17 protein-coding genes, 1 rRNA gene and 1 pseudogene are annotated in these 19,631 nt (G+C 70.1%); 10 read left to right on the top strand and 9 right to left on the bottom strand.

Features of this window, described 5'->3' with window-relative positions; translation table 11 throughout:
* Positions 1 to 103 precede the first annotated feature (103 nt).
* Positions 104 to 1,234 (bottom strand): phosphate ABC transporter substrate-binding protein PstS, encoded by a 1,131-nt coding sequence (gene pstS, locus ACWGJ5_RS14750; protein WP_453310106.1) that lies wholly within the window; start codon positions 1,232 to 1,234, stop codon positions 104 to 106.
* A gap of 352 nt (positions 1,235 to 1,586) precedes the next feature.
* Here pstS and ACWGJ5_RS14745 point away from each other — a divergent pair, with 352 nt between their 5' ends.
* Complete coding sequence (locus tag ACWGJ5_RS14745) at positions 1,587 to 3,143, top strand: FAD-binding oxidoreductase (protein WP_453310105.1); 1,557 nt, start codon at positions 1,587 to 1,589, stop codon at positions 3,141 to 3,143.
* Between the two features lie 30 nt (positions 3,144 to 3,173).
* Here ACWGJ5_RS14745 and ACWGJ5_RS14740 read toward each other — a convergent pair whose 3' ends face one another.
* The 6 genes from ACWGJ5_RS14740 to ACWGJ5_RS14715 form a co-directional block, all read right to left on the bottom strand.
* Positions 3,174 to 3,878: a phosphatase PAP2 family protein gene (locus ACWGJ5_RS14740; protein WP_453310104.1), complete on the bottom strand. Its 705-nt coding sequence runs from the start codon at positions 3,876 to 3,878 to the stop codon at positions 3,174 to 3,176.
* A 247-nt stretch (positions 3,879 to 4,125) separates the two neighbouring features.
* A complete protein-coding gene (locus ACWGJ5_RS14735) occupies positions 4,126 to 5,082 on the bottom strand; it encodes a bifunctional lytic transglycosylase/C40 family peptidase (RefSeq protein ID WP_453310360.1) in 957 nt (318 codons plus the stop codon).
* A 385-nt stretch (positions 5,083 to 5,467) separates the two neighbouring features.
* Complete coding sequence (locus ACWGJ5_RS14730; RefSeq protein WP_453310103.1) at positions 5,468 to 5,797, bottom strand: hypothetical protein; 330 nt, start codon at positions 5,795 to 5,797, stop codon at positions 5,468 to 5,470.
* Positions 5,798 to 5,824: 27 nt separating this feature from the next.
* Positions 5,825 to 6,595 carry a trypsin-like serine peptidase gene (locus tag ACWGJ5_RS14725; RefSeq protein WP_453310102.1) on the bottom strand — a complete coding sequence of 257 codons (771 nt, stop codon included), beginning with the start codon at positions 6,593 to 6,595 and terminating at the stop codon, positions 5,825 to 5,827.
* Between the two features lie 199 nt (positions 6,596 to 6,794).
* Positions 6,795 to 7,547: an SDR family oxidoreductase gene (locus tag ACWGJ5_RS14720; RefSeq protein WP_453310101.1), complete on the bottom strand. Its 753-nt coding sequence runs from the start codon at positions 7,545 to 7,547 to the stop codon at positions 6,795 to 6,797.
* Between the two features lie 104 nt (positions 7,548 to 7,651).
* Entirely contained in the window at positions 7,652 to 8,554 is a 903-nt protein-coding gene (locus ACWGJ5_RS14715) for an oxidoreductase (protein WP_453310100.1), read from the bottom strand.
* A 53-nt stretch (positions 8,555 to 8,607) separates the two neighbouring features.
* On the opposite strand from ACWGJ5_RS14715, the gene ACWGJ5_RS14710 reads away from it, so the two are divergent.
* The 9 genes and pseudogenes from ACWGJ5_RS14710 (at position 8,608) to ACWGJ5_RS14670 (ending at position 18,869) form a co-directional block, all read left to right on the top strand.
* Positions 8,608 to 9,231 carry a TetR/AcrR family transcriptional regulator gene (locus ACWGJ5_RS14710; protein ID WP_453310099.1) on the top strand — a complete coding sequence of 208 codons (624 nt, stop codon included), beginning with the start codon at positions 8,608 to 8,610 and terminating at the stop codon, positions 9,229 to 9,231.
* A gap of 261 nt (positions 9,232 to 9,492) precedes the next feature.
* A pseudogene (locus ACWGJ5_RS14705) lies at positions 9,493 to 10,854 on the top strand (S53 family peptidase).
* A 306-nt stretch (positions 10,855 to 11,160) separates the two neighbouring features.
* Positions 11,161 to 11,427, top strand: coding sequence for a hypothetical protein (locus ACWGJ5_RS14700; RefSeq protein WP_453310098.1), 267 nt, complete (start codon positions 11,161 to 11,163; stop codon positions 11,425 to 11,427).
* Positions 11,428 to 11,785: 358 nt separating this feature from the next.
* Positions 11,786 to 12,094, top strand: a complete 309-nt coding sequence (locus ACWGJ5_RS14695) for a hypothetical protein (RefSeq protein WP_014673544.1) — start codon at positions 11,786 to 11,788, stop codon at positions 12,092 to 12,094.
* 108 nt (positions 12,095 to 12,202) lie between these two features.
* Complete coding sequence (locus ACWGJ5_RS14690; RefSeq protein WP_453310097.1) at positions 12,203 to 13,030, top strand: hypothetical protein; 828 nt, start codon at positions 12,203 to 12,205, stop codon at positions 13,028 to 13,030.
* Entirely contained in the window at positions 13,020 to 14,348 is a 1,329-nt protein-coding gene (locus ACWGJ5_RS14685; RefSeq protein ID WP_453310096.1) for a hypothetical protein, read from the top strand. The genes ACWGJ5_RS14690 and ACWGJ5_RS14685 overlap by 11 nt, the downstream gene beginning before the upstream one ends.
* Entirely contained in the window at positions 14,345 to 15,904 is a 1,560-nt protein-coding gene (locus ACWGJ5_RS14680; protein WP_228626650.1) for an SCO6880 family protein, read from the top strand. Before ACWGJ5_RS14685 ends, ACWGJ5_RS14680 begins: the two co-directional genes overlap by 4 nt.
* Positions 15,905 to 15,918: 14 nt before the next feature.
* Positions 15,919 to 17,331, top strand: coding sequence for an ATP-binding protein (locus ACWGJ5_RS14675; protein ID WP_453310095.1), 1,413 nt, complete (start codon positions 15,919 to 15,921; stop codon positions 17,329 to 17,331).
* A 41-nt stretch (positions 17,332 to 17,372) separates the two neighbouring features.
* Positions 17,373 to 18,869: a type IV secretory system conjugative DNA transfer family protein gene (locus ACWGJ5_RS14670; protein ID WP_453310094.1), complete on the top strand. Its 1,497-nt coding sequence runs from the start codon at positions 17,373 to 17,375 to the stop codon at positions 18,867 to 18,869.
* Here the strand turns inward: ACWGJ5_RS14670 and ACWGJ5_RS14665 are convergent.
* Together ACWGJ5_RS14665 and rrf are read right to left on the bottom strand one after the other, a co-directional pair.
* Positions 18,866 to 19,432, bottom strand: coding sequence for a GNAT family N-acetyltransferase (locus ACWGJ5_RS14665; protein WP_453310093.1), 567 nt, complete (start codon positions 19,430 to 19,432; stop codon positions 18,866 to 18,868). The two genes, ACWGJ5_RS14670 and ACWGJ5_RS14665, sit on opposite strands and share 4 nt — an antisense overlap.
* A 108-nt stretch (positions 19,433 to 19,540) precedes the next feature.
* Positions 19,541 to 19,631 (bottom strand): 5S ribosomal RNA (gene rrf / locus ACWGJ5_RS14660); the annotation flags it as partial.

The following is a 19,631-nucleotide window of genomic DNA, read 5'->3' as shown; positions in this document are numbered from 1 at the left end:
TCTGCGGAGCCGGCCGCCTGCGTGGGGCGGCGACTCGTGGCGGCGGTGCACCGGACGGTGCGGCCCGGGCCCTGTCGGGCACGGGCCGCACTCTCGGATCAGGTCAGCTCAGGCCCTCGATGGTGGTACGGACCTTGCTGATGATCGCATCGGGGATCGGGGCGTAGTCGTTGCTCGACAGCACCTTCTGACCGTCCTCGCTGGCGATGTAGCCGAGGAAGGCCTTGGTGGCGGGCAGGGTGTCCGCCTTGTTGCCCTTGTCGCAGACGATCTCGTACGTCACCAGGGTCATCGGGTAGGCGTTCTCGGCCTTGGTGGCGTAGTCCAGCTTCAGCGTCAGGTCCTTGCCGGTGCCGACGACCTTGGCGGCCGCGATGTCCGCGGTGGCGCTCTCGACGGAGGGCTTGACCGGGGCCTTGGCGCCGGTGGCGATGGCGACGGTGTTCATGTCCTTGGCGTAGGACAGCTCGAAGTAGCCGATCGCGCCGGAGTTCTGCTTGACGCCCTGGGCCACACCGGCGGAGCCGGAGGCCGCCTGGCCGCCCTTGGCCTGCCAGGCCTTGCCGCCGGAGTACTTCCAGTTGTCCGGGGTGGTGGCGATCAGGTACTTGGTGAAGTTGTCCGTGGTACCGGAGTCCTCGGAGCGGTGGAAGGCCTGGATCTTCAGGTCCGGGAGCTTCGCCGACGGGTTCAGCTTCTTGATCGCCGGGTCGTTCCAGTTCTTGATCTCGCTGTTGAAGATCTTGGCGATCGTCGGGGCGTCCAGGACCAGGTTGTCGACACCCGGGACGTTGTAGCCGAGGGCGATCGGGCCGCCGACCATCGGCAGGTCGATGCCCTGGCCGCCGGAGCAGACCTTCTTGGAGGCGGTGACGTCCTCCGGCTTCAGCGCGGAGTCGGAACCGGCGAAGGCCAGCTGGCCCTGGTTGAAGGAGGTGACACCGGCGCCGGAGCCGCCACCCTTGTAGTTGATCTGCACGCCACAGGCCTGGGAGAACTCCTTGACCCAGGCGTCGATCGCGTTCTTCTGCGCGGAGGAGCCGTCTGCGAGCAGCTGACCCTTGGCGTTGTCACACTTGATCGAGGAGGCGTTGGCGGAGCCGGACGGGTTGCCCGACGCCTTCGAACCGCCACCGTTGTCGTCGGAGCCGCACGCCGTCAGGGCCAGGGCGCCGGTCACGGCGATCGCACCGAGCGACAGGGCACGCAGCCGGTTCTTGCGCTGAAGCATCACTTTCAGGAGTTCCTTCCAGGAGCCGCCGCTGTCCGGCGGCGTGCGAGGTATGGAGGAGCGCGAGCGCATAAAGAGCCGCGCTCCGCACCGTGCACGGCCGAAATTAGGCAGAACAGGTGAAGCCGCCGATGGCCGGAAGTTAACGGCGGGTGAACCCCTGCCGTCGGCCCGGTTAGGTCACGGAATGCTCACGGGGAGGGCACGTGGAGGTTCCGACTCCCGGGTTACGCGCACACGTCTTCGACGTTCGATTCCCTGTGTGTGAACTGTTACGAACCAACGTACCCACGCCGCCGTCTCACCCCACGAAGGACCAAGGAGGTCCGCGGAAAGGTGACAGGGGACGATGGGCATGGAACGGCGTACGTTCATTGCGGGCGGCACGGCCGTACTGGCCGCGACCGCACTGACCGGCTGCAGCTCGGGCGCGGGCAGGTCGACCGCCTCGGCGAGCACGGGCTCATCCTCGCTCACGTCCCTCAAGACCACCAGCGCGAACGCCGCAGCGAACTGGACGGCCCTCGCCCACGACCTGGACGGCACGCTGGTCCGGCCCGGCGACGCGACCTGGACGACGGCCCACCAGCTGTACAACACCCGCTTCGACACCCTGAAGCCCGCCGCGGTGGCGTACGTCGCACACGCCGACGACATCCGTACAACCCTCGCCTACGCCCAGGCCCACGGCGTGCGGGTCTCCATACGCAACGGCGGTCACTCCTACGCGGGCTACTCCTCCGGCGACAACCGCCTCGTCCTCGACGTGTCCCGGCTGAACCGCATCCGCGTCTCCGGCGGCCAGGCCGTGGTCGGCGCCGGCTCCAAGCTGATCGACGTCTACCGGGCGCTGACCGCGAAGGGCGTGACCATCCCCGCGGGCTCCTGCCCCACCGTCGGCGTCTCCGGCCTGGTGCTCGGCGGCGGCCACGGCGTCGCCTCCCGCGCCTACGGCCTGACCTGCGACAGCCTCACCCAGGCGACGGTCATCACGGCGGACGGCACCCAGGTGACGGCGAACGCGTCCGCGCACTCCGACCTCTTCTGGGCGCTGCGCGGCGCCGGCAACGGCAACTTCGGCGTCGTCACCGAGCTGCAGTTCAGGACCCACCCGGCACCGCAGGCGGTGACGGCGTACATGACATGGCCCTGGTCCAAGGCCGCGGCCGTGCTGAAGGCCTGGCAGGAGTGGGGGCCCAGCCAGCCCGACGAGATCTGGTCCTCCCTCCACCTGGAGTGCGCACCGGGCCGCACCCCCACCATCTCCGTGGCCTGCTTCTCCCTCGGCACCTACGGCGAACTGCAGAACGCCGTGGACCGCCTGGCCCACGCGGCGGGCGCCAACGCCTCCTCCGTCACCCTGCGCCGCCGAGGCTACGAGGAGGCGATGGAGATCTACGCCGGCTGCTCGTCCTTCTCCGCGGACGCCCAGTGCCACCTGGCGGGCGCCACCCCCGGCCGCTCCCCCCAGGGCCGCCTGGGACGCGAGACCTACGCGGCCCGCTCGGACTTCTTCGACCGCTCCCTCTCCGCGGCGGGCATCCAGACGGTGCTGCGGCAGATCGGCTCGGTGCGGGGCGGCTCGGGCAGCATCGCGTTCACCGCCCTCGGCGGTGCGGTCAACCGGGTCTCCCCCACGGCGACGGCCTTCGTCCACCGCCGCTCCCGGATGCTGGCCCAGTACATAGCGTCCTGGGGCGCGGGCTCCTCCGGCGGCACGGCCCAGTCCTGGCTCACCTCGGCCCACCAGGCGATGGCCCCGTACGCCTCCGGCGCGGCGTACCAGAACTACACCGACCCGACGCTGATGGACTGGAAGAAGGCCTACTACGGGGACGCGGCGACCCGGCTCGCCACGGTGAAGAAGCAGTACGACCCGCAGCGGTTCTTCTCCTACGCGCAGGGGCTGTAGCCGCCGGGCGGGGTGCCTCCTGGGCGGGCCCTACGCCGCCAGGTCCCGTTCCTCCGACTCCAGCGAGGAACGGGCGCCCGGCAACAGGGCGTCGCGGCCGCCCGGCGCGGCGCTGCGCCGCCGTACGATCCACCCGGCCCGGGGCGACCGCTCCACCGCTCGCATCAGCGGGGTGAGCAACGCCATGGACGGCGGGGACAGCAGCAGCGCGACGGCCGTACCCAGCGCGAAGCCGCCGACGACGTCCGTCGGGTAGTGCACGCCCATGTAGACCCGGCAGAAGCCCTCCAGCAGGGCGAGCCCGATCCCGGCGATGCCGAAGCGGCGGTTGGCGACGAAGAGGCCGACCCCCAGCGCCATGGTGATGGTCGCGTGGTCGCTGACGAAGGAGAAGTCGCTCTTGCCGGAGACGAGGACGTCCAGCCCCTGGTGATCGACGAAGGGGCGGGGGCGTTCCACGAAGCCCCGGATCGGGATGTTGACCAGCACCGCGATGCCGGCCGCGAGCGGCGCCCACACCAGCGCGGCGACGGAGGACGCGGCATCCTCGGCGCCCCGGCGCCGCACGGACCACCAGCACCACAGCACGAGCAGCACCATGGCGAGCAGCAGTCCGTACTCACCGACGAACTCCATGGCCCGGTCGAACCAGTGGGGCGCGTCCTTGGCCAGGCCATTGATGTCGTAGAGCAGGTCGACGTCGGGGTTCGATCCGGATTCGGCGAGTACAGCCATGGTGCTGCGGCCCCTTCGTCGGCTACCGGACGCACCTCGTGTGCGCCGCTTCTACCCCCGTGGTTTCGTAGATCCGCTTCCGCTGCACTGCCGCACTGCCCGTACTGACGTCCGCTCGGCTACGTCAACAGGAACGCACGGTCCCCATCAATACGTTCCACTCTCCACTGAATGATCACGCAGACGTTATCGAAGAGAAACTCATCATCGCAGCTCAGGGCCGTGGTTCACGCTGGGTCACACCCTCTCAAACCGTCGTGGGGAGCGCTTTTGCGCCATCTTCGGTGACGCGGGTGGCGCCGAAGTAGTCCGGTGCGTCGATCGGATCGAACCGAATGACGGCCCCGGTCCGCGGCGCGTCGATCATGTAGCCGCCGCCGACATAGATCCCGACGTGGTGGATGGCCCGCGAGTCGGTGCGGTCGGTGGAGAAGAACACCAGGTCACCCGGGAGGAGCTGGTCCCGCGAGGGATGCGGCCCGGCGTTGTACTGGTCGTTGGCCACGCGCGGCAGATCGATCCCCACCTTCGCGTACGCGGCCTGCGTCAGCCCCGAACAGTCGAACCGCCCACCCTGCTCGGCCGACCCCTCACCACCCCACAGATAGGGCGTACCCAGCTTGCTCTGCGCGAACCCGATGGCCCCGGCGGCCTGTTGGGTGGGGTCGATACGGCTTACGGGGGCGGCGAAGCTCTGCGACAGGCTCCGGATCCGCTTGACGTAGTCCTGCGTCTCGCTGATGGGGGGAACACCACCGGCCTTTATCACGCGATAGGCACCGGCGTTGTAGGCGGCGAGCATGTTGTCGGAGACGTTGCCCGGCACGTCCTTCACATACTTCGCCAGCTCGCAGTCGTACGAAGCGGCCGACGGGATCGCGTCGTTGGGGTCCCAGATGTCCCGCTTGCCGTCACCGTTGCCGTCGATGCCGTGCGTGGCCCACGTGCCGGGGATGAACTGGGCGATGCCGCGCGCGTCGGCGGGGCTGACGATCGTCGGGTTCCAGCCGCTCTCCTGGTACAGCTGGGCGGCGAGCAGTGCGGGGGTGAGCGCCGGGCACAGGTTGCCCCACTTCTGCACGAGCGACTTGTAGGCGGCCGGTACGGCACCCTGCGCGAGCCCCCGGCCTCCCGAGGTGACTCCGTTGACCAGGTTCCCGGCGACGACGTACACCCCGATGACGAGCAGCATGACGAAGCCCATGCCGAGCCCGACGGCCGCCCCACCGATCACCCATACTTTCCGCACGGTTCAACTTTCCCCCATGCGCCGACGGTTCAAGGCGGTTTCGGCGTGATGTGGCGTCATTTCACAGCGAACCCCGCGCACATGACGCCGCCGCGGTCGCCGGGTGTGCGGATGTGGTGCCACTCGACGGTCCGGTCACCCGGGCCGTTGGTGAGCGGGATGGCGGATCGTCCGGGCACGTGCAGGGCGCGCTGTCCAACGAGACGTCAACCAGGTTGGCCGTACAGGCACTCCGGACCGCCCGTGCCGTCTCCACCTCGCGCCGGAACCTGGCCGGGGCCTCGGGATGGTCCGTGATCTCGTCCCGGACCACCTTGAGGGCGACGAGCCGCCCGCCAAGTCAAGGACGCCCGTCCGGCCCGCTCAGCGGTGTCCCCTTCATCGACGTCGTCCCGCTCACCGCGTTCTCCGTCTCCGTGCCGGCCGGTGTCGTCCCGGCCGGCACGCCGATCTGCGGCAACCCGTGCCGGCGCCGGGTCAGCCGACGCGCGGCGGTGGCAGCGGCGGCGAAGACCGCGGCCGAGAGAGCGGCGGTGAAGGCTACGGACGAGACGGACGGGAAGACGGGCCCGGTGGCGGCGATCCGCTGGCCGACCGGCAGGCCACCCGCAGGGGGGCTGCTCCCGGGCGCGCCACCCGCAGGGGGGCTGCTCCCGGGCCCGCCACCCACGGCAGCCGCTTTCCCACCGCCCGCACTTCAAGGATCGCCGATGGCGTCCTTGTACAGCTCGGCCGCCCGGTCGCCGAGCACCACGCTGTACGACACGTCGTCGGTCGAGCCGCCTTCCTCATGGCCGCCGAGGACGCCGACGACCTGGTGGTCACCGTTGATCCAGGGACTGCCGCTGGTGCCGCTGGTGAGGGAGGGGCAGTCGATGCGCTGCTGGGTGCTGCTGTGCGCGGCCGGCTTGTTGGTGCAGCTGATGGGCACCTCGCGGGAGTCGGGGTAGCCGGTGACGGTCACGGCGGTGGCCCCGGTGGCCGTACCGGTGGTGAACCGATTCGCTCCCACGACGTTCTCGATCCGCCTGCCGTCCAGGTCGTCGACGGTGACGAGGGCCAGGTCGCTGTCCTCGTCCTGGTCCTTGGCCCAGCCGACCGGCAGGTAGCGCTTATCGACCTTCCACACCCCGTACGGCGCCTGTCCGTCCCGGTAGCCCGGCACGAACACCAGATCGGTGTCGGAGTCACCCACGCAGTGCCCGGCGGTGGCGAGGAGGTTGCCCCGCGGGCTGTGCACGACCGAGGCCGTGCAGAAGTGGCCGCCGGACAGGTCCTCGGCCCGGTCGGCGCCGAACAGCGCGCCGACCCGCGCCGACTGCCGGTTCGCGGCGGCATCGGCGGTGACCCCCAGGGGCCCCGGCCCGTCGTCGGCGGATGCTACGGACGCCGAGGTCAGGGCGAGCATCACCACGGCTCCGAGCAGCGCGGGACGCGTGGTGACCGTGATGCGTGAGATGCGCTTCATCAGTGCTCACTGTCCCCCACGAACGTGAGAATCCCGCTGCGACTTAACTGAGATTTTCCTGTGAAACCTCCCGTTGGGCGCCCGGCGTGCGCACAGTCACCCTCCGACCAGCAGCGATTACGTCACGTCACTACGCCGACAGTCCGCCCACAACGGCTTCACCGCCACCCCGGCACCTTCGCCGCCCTGCTCACCGCCGTCAGAAAGTCGTCGTCATCCCCCCGTCCACCGCGATCGTCTGCCCCGTGATGAACGACGCCGCGTCGCTCGCCAGGAACACCACGAGCCCCGCGATCTCGGCCGGCCGGCCCCAGCGGCCCAATGCCGTGCGGGTGCGCAGCCACCGTTCCCACTCGGGGTCCTCGGCCGGGGCGGCGTTGACCTGGATGGCGAACGTGCCCGGTACGACCGAGTTGACCGTCGTGCCGCTCGGGCCGAGGTCGGCGGCCAGGGCCCGGGTCAGGCCGTCGAGGCCCGCCTTCGCCGTGGCGTAGGCGACGTCCCCGGTGCGGCCCAACTGGCCGACCACCGAGGAGACGTTGATGATCCGGCCCGCCGCTCCCCGTGCGGTCAGGCCCCTCGCCACCGTCTGGCTCAGGGCGTACGCCGCGGTCAGGTGGTCGTCGAGCAGCGCCGACAGCTCATCGGGAGTCATCTCGGTCACGCCCCGCCGGTCACGGTGGCCGACGTTGTTGACCAGGATGTCGAGGTCGCCGAGGGCGCGCACCGCCTCCTCGGCGGCCTGCCGGTCGGTGACGTCGAACGCGGCGGCGGAGACGTCGTACCCGTCCTCCGCCCGCAGGCACGCCACCACGGCTTCCAGGCTCGCCGGGTTCCGCCCGTTCAGGACGACCCGCGCCCCGGCCCCGGCCAGCCCCCGCGCCATCTCCAGCCCGAGCCCGCGCACCGATCCGGTCACCAGGGCGGTACGGCCGTCGAGCCGGAAGTTCAACGATGAACCCTCACGCATACCCGGACGTCTTCCCGACGGGCGCTCTTTATGCGTCCTGTACTGCCCGGTCGACGGTCACAGGCAACTCGGGACGGGCAAGCACATCAGGGTCGGCCGACCGGCTTCAGGCTCCACTCCACCCCGGTCAGCTCCTCCGACAGGGTCCACAGGCGCCGGGCCGCCTGTGCGTCGCCGGCCGCCCTGCTGCGGCCGACGAGCGTGGGCGCGCCGCGCATCTCGCCCAGGCCTTCGGGGCCGACGTACGACGCTCCGGGCAGGTCCTGGCTCGCGGCGTACAGGGTCGGCAGGGCGCCGGCCTCGTCGCTCTGGGCGAACAGCCTGTTGCCGATCCCCATGACACCCCTCATCAGGGGGTTGGCGTGGTGGCTCTGGAGGTTCGTGGCGGCCCAGCCGGGGTGGGCGGCCAGGGCCCGGACCGGGGAGGCGGCCTCGGTGAGACGGCGCTGGAGTTCCAGGGTGAACAGGAGGTTGGCCAGCTTGGACTGGGCGTAGGCGCGCGTCGGGGTGTAGCGGCCGCGCAGGTTCACGTCCTCGAAGTGGATCACTCCGTCGCCGCCGCGGTGGAGGCCGGACGAGACCGTCACGACCCGGTCCGTCACATGGGGCAGGAGCAGGTTCGTCAGTGCGAAGTGGCCCAGGTGGTTCGTGCCGAACTGCATCTCGAAGCCCTGCTTGGTGCGCTGCTCCGGCAGCATCATCACGCCCGCGTTGTTGATCAGCAGGTCCAGGGGGCGGTCCCAGCCGGCCGCGAACTCCCGCACCGAGTCCAGATCGGCCAGGTCCAGGCGGCGCACCTCGGTGCTGCCGCTCACCTTCGCCGCGGCGGCGCCGCCCCGCGTGAGGTCCCGTACGGCGAACACCACATGCGCTCCGGCCCGGGCCAGCGCCTCGGCGGTGACGAAGCCGATGCCGCTGTTGGCGCCCGTGACCACGGCCGTACGGCCGGTCAGATCGGGGAGTTGGGTCGCATTCCATTTATCGGTCATGACTCCAAAGTAGGCATCGACAACAATGCTGTCAATGACAACATCAGGTTACGATGGTCCGCATGCCGCGCATGTCCCCGTCACCGACGAACCGCCCCTATCACCACGGAGACCTGCGCGCCGCCCTGCTCAGGAGCGCCGAGCGCACCCTGCGCGAGAAGGGCGTCGGCGCGCTCTCGCTGCGCGAACTGGCCCGGGACGTCGGGGTGAGCCACGCGGCCCCCGGCCGGCACTTCAAGGACAAGCAGGCGCTCATAGACGCCCTCGCACTGGACGGGTACGAGCGTCTGAACCAGGCCCTGGACGCCGCCACCGAACAGCCCGGCCTCACCCTGGAGGGACGCATGGCGGCGCTCGCCCGCGCCTACCTCGGCTTCTCCGTCGAGAACCCGGAGCTGCTGGAGCTGATGTTCGCGCGCAAGCACGCGCCCGACAGCTCCGCCCAGCTCGCCTCCGCCGTCGACGAGTCCCTCGGCTCCTTCGCCCGGATGATCGCGGAGGCGCAGGAGCAGGGCGAGATCGTCGCCGGCGACCCCGAGCGGATCACCATGATCGCCGCCTCGAGCCTGCACGGCCTCGCCGCCCTCATCGCCGCCTGCGCGCTCGACGCCGAGGAGGCCATGAACGGCCTGGACGAACACGTCCACCTGCTGCTCCACGGCCTCAAGCCCCGCTGAACCCGCCGAGGCCGGCCGATCCACTTCTGTGCGGGACCTGTGCCCCGGGTCAAGCGGCACCCAGCACAGCGCCAGCACACAGCCATTGATCAGCAATCCCCCAACCGCCTTGAGTAACGCGGAAGTCAGGATTCCGAAAGCCTCTTGTTGTCGCGTACTCAACAAGGCGATGGTCGTCGCGGGCCGCCGCCCCCACCGGTCACCCACCGGTGGACCCCCACACCCGCAGGCCTCTGTCCACCACTTCCAGGAGGCTGTACCTTGCGTACGACCACCCCCAACTCCCCCCACATACGCGGCAGATGGCGTCAAATCGGGTCGGCCGCTGCGGCCACCGCCGCGCTCGTCACCGCCGGCCTGACCACCGCGGCCCACGCCGAAGCCGCCACCACGCCCCACAAGGTGAGCGCCAAGGCCGTCGCCGCCCAGGTCGCCAAGGCCCATGTGCGCTACGAGAAGGCGTGCGGCGCCACCCCGAAGAAGGGCTTCGCGGCCTGCGACGCCCTGCGCGTCACCGGCGGCACCACCGCCTTCATGGAGAAGCAGGCGGCCCTGAAGGGCATCACGCCGAAGACCGTCTCCCCGAAGGCCGCCTCCGACTCCCCCACCGGCTACGGCCCGAGCGACATCCGGTCGGCGTACGGCCTGACCGACGCCGCGTCCGCCAACGGCTCGGGCGAGACGGTCGCCATCGTCGACGCCTACGACGACCCGAACGCCGAGTCCGACCTCGCGGCCTACCGCTCGTACTACGGCCTGCCGGACTGCACCACCGACAACGGCTGCTTCAGCAAGGTCGGCCAGACCGGCTCGACCACCTCGCTCCCCTCCGCCGACAGCGGCTGGGCCGGTGAGATCTCCCTCGACCTCGACATGGTCAGCGCCACCTGCCCGAACTGCAACATCCTGCTGATCGAGGCGAAGTCCGCGTCCGACGCCAACCTGGGCACCGCGGTGAACGAGGCCGTCAAGCTGGGCGCCAAGTTCGTCTCCAACAGCTACGGCGGCTCGGAGTCGTCGTCGGACACGTCGTACGACACCTCGTACTACAAGCACCCGGGCGTCGCCATCACCGCCAGCGCGGGCGACTAGGGCTACGGCGCCGAGTACCCGGCCGCCTCCCGGTACGTGACCGCCGTCGGCGGCACCAGCCTGTCCACCTCCTCCGACAGCCGCGGCTGGACCGAGTCCGTCTGGAACACCTCCAGCACCGAGGGCACCGGCTCCGGCTGCTCCGCCTACGACGCCAAGCCCAGCTGGCAGACCGACAGCGGCTGCGCCAAACGCATGATCGCCGACGTGTCCGCCGTGGCCGACCCCGCCACCGGCGTCTCCGTCTACGACACCTACGGCTCCGACGGCACCGGCTGGAACACCTACGGCGGCACCAGCGCCAGCTCGCCCGTCATCGCCTCGGTCTACGCCCTCGCCGGCACCCCGGGCAGCAGCGACTACCCGGCCCAGTACCCGTACAACGCGGCCGGCACCTCCGCCCTGAACGACGTCACCAGCGGCAGCAACGGCAGCTGCGACACGGACTACTTCTGCTCCGCCGGGTCCGGCTACGACGGCCCGACCGGCTGGGGCACCCCGGAGGGCACGAGCGCCTTCACCACGAGCTGATCCACCCGCACGACCGCCCCGTCGGGTCACGGGGAGCCGCCGGATGAGGGGGACGTGGGGTCCCCTCGGCGGCACGGAAAGGAAGACGGGCCACGGCAGCCGGCCGCGGCCCGTTTTCCCTGCCCACCTCCCATGGGTGAACTGTGAGTGGGGAGTTGGGCCGAGCGAACGAAATACTTCGCCCCGCCTTCGCCCTCTTCGGCACGCCGCCCACGCGAACGCGGCGGCCTCGAAGTGCATGACGGCGGTGGGCGGCACGGCCCTGACGAAGTCCTCCTCGACGAGCCGCGGCTGGACCCAGCCGGTGTGGAAGACGAGCAGCACCGAAGGCACCGGCTCCGGCTGCTCGGCATACGACGCCAAGCCGGCCCGGCAGGACGCACACGGGCTGCGGCAAGCGACAGCTACCCGGCCAAGTTCCCGTACACCGCGGCCGGCACCTCCGCCCTGAACGACGTCACCAGCGGCGACAACGGCACCTGCACCACCAGCTGCCTGTGCACCGCCCGGTCGGGCCACGACGGCCCGACCGGCTGGGGCACCCCGGAGGGCACGAGCGTCTTCACCGGCTGACCGCACCCACCGCGTCGCACGTCACGAGCCCCGACGGCACCCGCGCCGAGGCCATGTCCGGTTTCCCGCCCCCTGCCATGAGAACATCATCTCGACGCCTCACCCGACCAGCCGTCAGAAATCGTGCCAGGTCGTAAAGGAGGACAACGACCGAACCACACGACAGGTTCCGGTCGGACCTCGTTGCCCGGCGTGACCTGCCGTGATACACAGAGTGACCGTACGCACCATTCGTACGAAACCCGCCAGTCAATGACGTCAAGTCGACATGCGTTGGCGACGTTGTCGGCGACAATGAGGCGTGACCTCTGCACACCGCAGGGGGCGACGGAACTACCCACCAGGGGCGGTGACTTACATGCTCTTTGCGGCCGACAAGGGAGACATCAACACCATCATCGGCGGAATCGCTCCGGACTGGGGCCCCTTCGGCAGCCTGGGCAACGAGGCGAAGGTCATGATCGAGGTGGTGATGGCGGTCGCCATCCTCCTCTGCCTCGGCATCGCGGTATGGGGCGCGGCCAAGCAGCGCATCGGCGCCACGGCCCTCCGGGACACCTTCAGCGCCGAGCAGGGCAAGGGCCTCATCATCGCCGGTCTGACCGGGGTCTTCATCATCGGCTCCCTCGGCACCCTGTTCACGATCGTGTACGGCATGGCGGTCTGAGTCCCCTGAAGGTTGCGTCTCCCTGATGTCGAGTCACCACACCGCGCCCGCGCGGCAACCAGCACGGCTACCGTCGTACGCCTACGAGGGTGAGGGAGCGCGCACGCCATGACCTCCGGAGACGACCAGGCGTACACCGACTACGGCGACACGGGCCACACCCGCACCCGCCTCCCCGAAACCGACCCCTACGGCGGCGCCCCCCGCCGCCCCACCCGCTCCTCCTCCCGCTCCCTGATCACGGTCGTCGGCGTAGTGGTCCTCCTCATCGCAGCGATCGCCTTCGCCAACCGGGGGGACCATTCGTCCGGGGGCGGGTCGACCGCGAAGTCCGACAAGCCGGCGTCCACTCCCACGGCACCCAGCGGCACGCGTCCCGTGAACACCAAGTCCGCCGGCGTACCGACGGGGTTCGCCCACACGGAGCAGGGGGTGGAGAGTGCGGCGGCGAACTACTCCGTCGTACTGGTCTCGGCCGACATCCTCAAGCCCAGCATGCGAAGCGAGATCGTCAGACAGGTGTTCGTAGCAGCTCAGCAGGCCGCCTTGACGGACAAATTCAACAAGGCGTACAGCAAGCAGTTCCTGAGCAACATCGGCCTCGACGAAAACGGCAATGCACCCGTCGGCCACACCTACGTCTCGCGCACCGCGCCGCTCGGCACCAAGACAACGAGCTATTCGGACTCCACCGCCTCGGTAGACGTCTGGTGCACCGGCGTGTTCGGTATGGCCGGTAACGACTCGACCAACCCCGTCACCAGCGACTGGTTCACCCTGACGCTGCAACTGCAATGGTCGGACGGTGACTGGAAGGTCAACAGCTTCTCCCAGAAAGACGGGCCCGCTCCCGTCCCCGGTGACGACAAGGCATCCAGCGCCGACCAGATGGCCAAGGCCGTCGAGGAGTACGGAGGCTTTACTTATGCCCGGTAGCGCGCCCCGCGTACTCAGGATCGCCACCGTCGTCAGTGCCGTCCAGGGTGCGCTCTTCCTGCTGGCCGCACGCGCCGTCGCCGCCCCCTCACCATCCCCGTCCTCCAACAAGTGCGACCTCATCGTCGGCCCTGCCAAACAGTTCTGCGAGAAAGACAGCGGCGGCTCCAAGAGCGGCGTGACCGGGCCCACCAACAACCCCCTCACCGACACCCTCGACCCCCTCTCCTCCCTGGCGAAGGGCTGCGCGGACGCCGCCTCCTGGACCATCGGCAAGCTCAGCAAGGCCGTGAAGGAGACCGCCAACGTCGACTTCACCAACCCCAAGTTCCTGCAGCAGTACGCGATCGTCTTCGCGGCGTCCACGATCCTCACACTCCTGCTGTGGCTCCTGGCCGTGGCCAAGCGAGCCGTGCGCGGCGTGCCGCTGACCACGGCCATCTCGGAAGCCGTCGGATTCCTGTGGCTGACGGTGCTCGCCTCCGCCTTCACCCCGCTGATCCTCTACACGGTCGTGTCGGCCACCGACGGCGTCACGGACGTCCTCGCCAAGGCAACCGGCGACCAGGCCGACACGTTCTTCGGCACCTTCTCCGGCGCCCTCGGCAAGGGCACCGACATCGGCGGCGGCCCGATCATGCTGATCGTGGTCTCCCTGGTCAGCATCCTCGCCGCCGGCGTCCTCTGGCTGGAGCTCGTCATCAGGGCCGCGCTCCTCTACGTCGGCGCCCTCCTCGGCACCGTCGTCTACGCGGGCCTCGTCGACAAGAACCTGTGGGGGCACGTCCGCCGCTGGGCCGGGATCATGATCGCCGTGATCCTCGTCAAGCCGGTCATCGTGATCGTGCTCGGCCTCGCCGGGGCCCTGTCCAGCGGCAACGGCCCCGACGCCTTCTCCGCCGTCGTCTCCGGCCTCGCCATCATCCTGCTCGCCATCTTCGCCAGCGCGATGATCTACCGCTTCGTCCCCGGCTTCGGCGACGAGATCGCGGGCGGCCGCAACAACCGCATCATGCAGGGCGCCGAGAGCAAGGCCGCCGCCGTCATCAGCTCCCCCGCCACCCTCGTCGCCCAGGGCATCAAGACCCACAGCTCCCGCGCCGACAACAACGGAGCAGCTGGAGGGCAGGGCAGCAGCACACCCCGCCCGGCCAACCCCGCCACCGGCGGCGTCGCCGCCCACAGCAGCCGTACCTCCACCGGGGGCGGCGGAGCCGTCCCCTCCGCCACGCCCGCGCCCCGCGCGCCCAGTCCCGTCAACACCCCGCACGCCGGCAACACCCGCAACATCAACCGCTCGGGAGGTGAAGGGCGTTGACGACCGAGTCCCACCTGTCCCATCCGGTCACGCCCCGCCGTACGTATCTCATCGGCCGCGCCCGGCCGAACGCGATCATCGGCCGGAACCGCGAGTCCGGCGAGATCGCGCTGATCATCGCGGGCGCGTTCCTCGGCATGATGTGCGGCCTGCTCGTCCCGGTCCTGTCCCTGCGGATCGTGCTGCTGATGGGCTTCCCGCTGCTCGCGCTCGCCGCGGTCTACGTGCCGTACAAGCGCCGCACCTTCTACAAGTGGTTCGAGATCAACCGCAGCTACAAGCGCGCCGTGAAGGGCGGCCACGCCGTCTACCGGTCCGGCGTCATGGAGGCGGGCACACGGCTCGACGGGCGGGAGGTCGAGATCGGCCCGCCCCCGGGCATCGGCCGCATCACCTGGCTCGCCGCCCCCTTCGGGCCCGACGAGATCGCCGTACTGCTGCATGCCGACCGCAAGACCGTCACCGCCGCCATCGAGATCGAAGGTCCCGGCGTCGGCCTGCGCGACTCGGAGGACCAGGAGGCCCTGGTCGACCGCTTCGGCACGCTGCTCAAGCACGTCGCCAACGGCGACGGGTTCGTGACCCGGCTGCAGATGCTCGCCCGCACCCTGCCCGCCGACCCCGACGCCCACGCCAAGGACGTCGCCCAGCGAGGTGACACCCGCTCCCCCGGCTGGCTCCAGCAGTCGTACGACCAGCTGCAGTCCATGGTGTCCACCAGCAGTGAGCAGCACCGCGCCTACCTCGTCGCCTGCATGACCTACAACCGCGAACTGGCCGCCGAGGCGCACGCCATGGCCCGTGCCGTCCGCGCCCGCGGCGGCAAGGTCGACCGCGACGCGGGTCTGGCGGTGGTCATGGCCCGTGAGCTGACCGACATCTGCTCCCGCCTCCAGGAGGCCGACATCCGGGTCCGCCAGCCGCTGGGCCAGGGCCGGCTCGCCTCCCTCATCCACTCCATGTACGACCCGGACCACCCCATCGACCACATCCAGGCGATGACCAAGCGCAACGCCTGGCCGGCCGAGCTCGACGCCATGGAGCCCACCTACCTCCAGGCGAAGACGAGGGAGTCCGCCACCCGCGCCCCCTGGTGCCACGCCACAGCCTGGGTGAAGGAGTGGCCGATGACCCCGGTGGGCGTCAACTTCCTCGCGCCGCTCCTCGTCCACACCCCGGACGTCATCCGAACGGTCGCGGTCACGATGGATCTCGAGCCCACCGAGGTAGCCATCGAACGCATGCTGACCGAGAAGACCAACGACGAGGCCGAGGCCTCCCGCGCCGCCAAGATGAACCGCACCGTCGACCCGCGCGACGTCGCCGCGCACAACCGCATCGACCAGCGCGGCGAGGACCTCGCCAGCGGCGCGGCGGGCGTCAACCTCGTCGGCTACATCACCGTCTCCGCCCGCACCCCGGAGGCCCTGAACCGCGACAAGCGCACGATAAGAGCCTCCGCCGGCAAGTCGTACCTCAAGCTGGAGTGGTGCGACCGAGAGCACCACCGCGCCTTCGTGAACACACTTCCCTTCGCCACCGGCATCCGAAGGTAGGGGCTGATTCGCCGATGCGGGATCCGCTGTCCGTCCTCACCGACGCCTTCACCTCCTTCCTCTTCGGGAAGGTCGAGACCACCCGGCCGCCGGTGCGCACCTCCACGGGCCAGGCCCAGGCGGTCTATCTGCCCACGGCCGCGCCCGGCCTCGGCGACTCCGGCGTCATCATCGGCCGCGAGGTGTACTCCGGAAAGGGCTACATCTACGACCCGTTCCAGCTCTACGGCCAGCAGCTCCCCGCCCCGCACTGGCTGGTCCTCGGCGAGTCCGGCAACGGCAAGTCCGCGCTGGAGAAGACCTACGTCCTGCGCCAGCTGCGCTTCAGGGACCGCCAGGTCGTCGTCCTGGACGCCCAGGGCGAGGACGGGGTCGGCGAATGGAACCTGATCGCGGAGGAGCTGGGGATAACTCCCATCCGGCTCGACCCCACGGCCGCCCTGGACCACGGGATCCGCCTCAACCCCCTGGACCCGGCGATCACGACCACCGGTCAGCTCGCGCTGCTGCGGACCATCATCGAGGTCGCGATGGGCCACGGCCTGGACGAACGTGCCGGCTTCGCGCTCAAGGTCGCCCACTCCTACGTCAACGAGTCGATCCTCGACCGCCAGCCGGTCCTCTCCGACATCGTCGAGCAGCTACGGCACCCCGAGCCGGAGTCGGCCGAGGCGATGAACGTCGCCATAGACGACGTACGGGCCTGGGGCCTGGACGTCGCCCTGGTCCTGGACCGCCTGGTCGACGGTGACCTGCGCGGCATGTTCGACGGCCCGACGACCGTGGGCATCGATCTGGACGCCCCGCTGATCGTCTTCGACCTCTCCCACATCGACCGCAACTCCATCGCCATGCCCATCCTCATGGCGATCGTCGGCGTGTGGCTGGAGCACACCTGGATCCGCCCCGACCGCAAGAAGCGCATCTTCCTGGTCGAGGAGGCCTGGCACATCATCAACAGCCCGTTCGTGGCCCAGCTGTTCCAGCGCCTGCTGAAGTTCGGCCGCCGACTGGGCCTTTCGTTCGTGGCGGTGGTCCACCACCTGTCCGACGTCGTGGACGGCGCCGCGGCCAAGGAGGCGGCGGCGATCCTGAAGATGGCCTCCACCAGGACCATCTACGCCCAGAAGGCCGACGAGGCCCGGGCCACCGGCCGGGTGCTGGGTTTGCCGAGGTGGGCCGTGGAAATCATCCCGACACTGACGCCCGGCATCGCCGTATGGGACGTCAACGGCAACGTCCAGGTGGTCAAGCACCTGGTCACGGAGACGGAACGCCCACTGGTCTTCACCGACCGCGCGATGACCGAGTCCTCCAGCGACCTCACGGCCGACGACGCGCTGCGCGCCGCCGAACTGGAGGCCGAGCAGCGGGCCGCGGCCTTCGTGGAACAGCACCTGGGCGACTCCGAGTCGACGGTGGCGTAGAGGCAGCGGCAGGAGTCGGGGCAGAGGCAGGGGAGGAACGGGTGAGACCGGACGCTCGCGACCGCCGCGAGGACCGCCGGGAGGGCCAGGGCGGCATCCCCGACGGCCTGCTGGTCGGCATGCTCGCCTTCCTCCTCGGCATGACCGTGCTGGTGTGGACGGCCACGGGCCTCGCCGCCCTCTTCGCCAAGGGCGTCTGGCCGCACGGCGTCACTTTCACCCGCACCCCCCTCGCCATGCGCCACCTCATCGGTGAACCCCACGACATCACCGGCGCCTGGCCCGACACCCCCGCCGCCCAGCTCTCCGGCTGGGGCCTGTTCTGGGGCCTGTTCATCGGCCAGCTGATGGTCCTGTTCGTCCTCACCGTTTTCGTGATGGGAGCGACGGCGAGATGGCGGGCGGGCAGAGCGCGGGCGCGCGCCCAGAAAACGATGCCGGCACCGCCGCAACAGCGGCACGGGGTGCCGGTACCGCGTACGGAGCCCGAGCCGACGGAGGCCGTCCCGGCCCCGCAGCCCATGGTGACCCCACCGGATCCGGCACCGCAGAAGCCTCTGGCTCACCTCTCGGCCGACGGTGAAACGGTGGGCGGGTGGGAGACCGACCGCGCCGAAGGCCCAGTGCTCTACGCCCCACCCGAAACCCGCCGGGCGACCGCGGCGAAAGCCATACGCGACGCGGAAGGCCCCGCCGTGATCGTCACCTCGAACCCCGCCCTCTGGTCCGAGACGAAGGACGCCAGAGCCAAGCTGGGCCCCACCCTCCTCTACGACCCCGCGCACCTCTGCGACACCCCGGCCCGCCTCCACTGGTCCCCCACCACCGGCTGCGAGGACAAACAGACCGCGCTGAGCAGAGCCACCGCCCTCCTCGGCCCCGTACAGCCCACGGCCAGGATCGACCAGGCCGTGGCCGACACCGCGCTGACGCTCCTGCGGAGCTACCTCCACGCCGCCGCCCTGGAGAACCGCACCATCCGCCACGTCCACCGCTGGTCCCAGGGCAACCAGGTCCAGGACGCCGTACGGACCCTCCGCACCCACCACAAGGCCGCCCCCGGCGCCGCCGGCGAACTCGAGGCCGCACTCACCGCACACCCCGAACGCCGCGACATCGCCCAGGAGCTGACCAGCCGAGCCCTCTCGGCCCTGTTCACCGTCAACATCCGCGAGGCTTGCACCCCAAACCGAACTGATGCGCTTGCCTTGGATTCCTTCGTCCACGAAGGGGGCACGCTTTATGTGGTCGGTGAATCCATCGAGGACCCCCGGAGCAACCCCGGCGCGATGCCGCTCCTGACGGCCCTCGTCTCCAGCGTGGTCGAGCGCGGCCGGCGCATGGCCGAACGGTCATCCTCCGGTCGGCTCGACCCACCACTCACGCTCGTCCTGGACGACATCGCGGCCGTGGCCCCCATCCCACAGCTCCCCGACCTGCTCGCCACCGGCACCGGCCAGGGCCTGCCCGCCCTCGCCCTGCTGCGCTCCCGCGAACAGGCCCGATCCCGCTGGCCGCACCGGGAACTGCCGGTCTAGGACCGCCACTCCAGCACGAACTCCCACTCCTTCTGCGTGGTGTCCCTCACGAACGGCACGATCACCCCGCTCGGCACGAATCCCGCCTTGCGGTAGGCGCTCCGGGCCCGTTCGTTGTCCTCGTGCACCAGCAGCCGTGCGCGCTCCGCACCCCGCTCCCGCGCCCACTCCACACCGGCGTCGAGCAGAGCCTTGATCAGCCCGTTCCCCCGGTGCTCGGGCCGGACGTACACCCCGACCACATGCCCCTGCCGGCACTCGACGGCGAGCCCCGCCCAGTCCTTCGTCCCGGCCTCCTCGATGAGCACGGTGACCGAGCCGGCCCAGGTCCCGTCGGACGCCTCGGCGATGAACTGCCGCGCCGCCGTGGACCCCTCACCGGAACCGACGGCCCGGTCCTGCCAGAAGGCGTCCGCTCTGGCCGCGCCCTCCTCGTACGTCTCCAGGAAGGCGAGGTGCGCGATCGGGTCCCGCAGGGCTTCCAGCCGCAGCTGCTTCACTCGGGGCCAGTCGTCGGGTCGTATGGCACGGATGACGTAGTCACCGCCGGTCGAGGTGCTCATGGGGGCCACCGTAGTGCGGCCCCTTGCCGATGGCACCCCATAATTGTGCAAGCGTCTCTGAAATGCAGAAAGGCCCACGCCATTCGGCGTGGGCCTTTCTCAAGAATTGTTCGGCGGTGTCCTACTCTCCCACAGGGTCCCCCCTGCAGTACCATCGGCGCTGTGAGGCTTAGCTTCCGGGTTCGGAATGTAACCGGGC

This window comes from Streptomyces sp. NPDC054783 (assembly GCF_053611725.1).
This window is presented reverse-complemented; position numbering and strand designations above follow the sequence as displayed.

Excerpts from the sequence above, each read along its gene's own strand:
- ACWGJ5_RS14745 (WP_453310105.1), top strand. The coding sequence starts at position 1,587 with ATGGAACGGCGTACGTTCATTGCGGGCGGCACGGCCGTACTGGCCGCG.
- ACWGJ5_RS14740 (WP_453310104.1), bottom strand. The coding sequence starts at position 3,878 with ATGGCTGTACTCGCCGAATCCGGATCGAACCCCGACGTCGACCTGCTC.
- ACWGJ5_RS14735 (WP_453310360.1), bottom strand. The coding sequence starts at position 5,082 with ATGGGCTTCGTCATGCTGCTCGTCATCGGGGTGTACGTCGTCGCCGGG.
- ACWGJ5_RS14725 (WP_453310102.1), bottom strand. The coding sequence starts at position 6,595 with ATGAAGCGCATCTCACGCATCACGGTCACCACGCGTCCCGCGCTGCTC.
- ACWGJ5_RS14715 (WP_453310100.1), bottom strand. The coding sequence starts at position 8,554 with ATGACCGATAAATGGAATGCGACCCAACTCCCCGATCTGACCGGCCGT.
- ACWGJ5_RS14710 (WP_453310099.1), top strand. The coding sequence starts at position 8,608 with ATGGTCCGCATGCCGCGCATGTCCCCGTCACCGACGAACCGCCCCTAT.
- ACWGJ5_RS14695 (WP_014673544.1), top strand. The coding sequence starts at position 11,786 with ATGCTCTTTGCGGCCGACAAGGGAGACATCAACACCATCATCGGCGGA.
- ACWGJ5_RS14690 (WP_453310097.1), top strand. The coding sequence starts at position 12,203 with ATGACCTCCGGAGACGACCAGGCGTACACCGACTACGGCGACACGGGC.
- ACWGJ5_RS14685 (WP_453310096.1), top strand. The coding sequence starts at position 13,020 with ATGCCCGGTAGCGCGCCCCGCGTACTCAGGATCGCCACCGTCGTCAGT.
- ACWGJ5_RS14675 (WP_453310095.1), top strand. The coding sequence starts at position 15,919 with ATGCGGGATCCGCTGTCCGTCCTCACCGACGCCTTCACCTCCTTCCTC.
- ACWGJ5_RS14665 (WP_453310093.1), bottom strand. The coding sequence starts at position 19,432 with ATGAGCACCTCGACCGGCGGTGACTACGTCATCCGTGCCATACGACCC.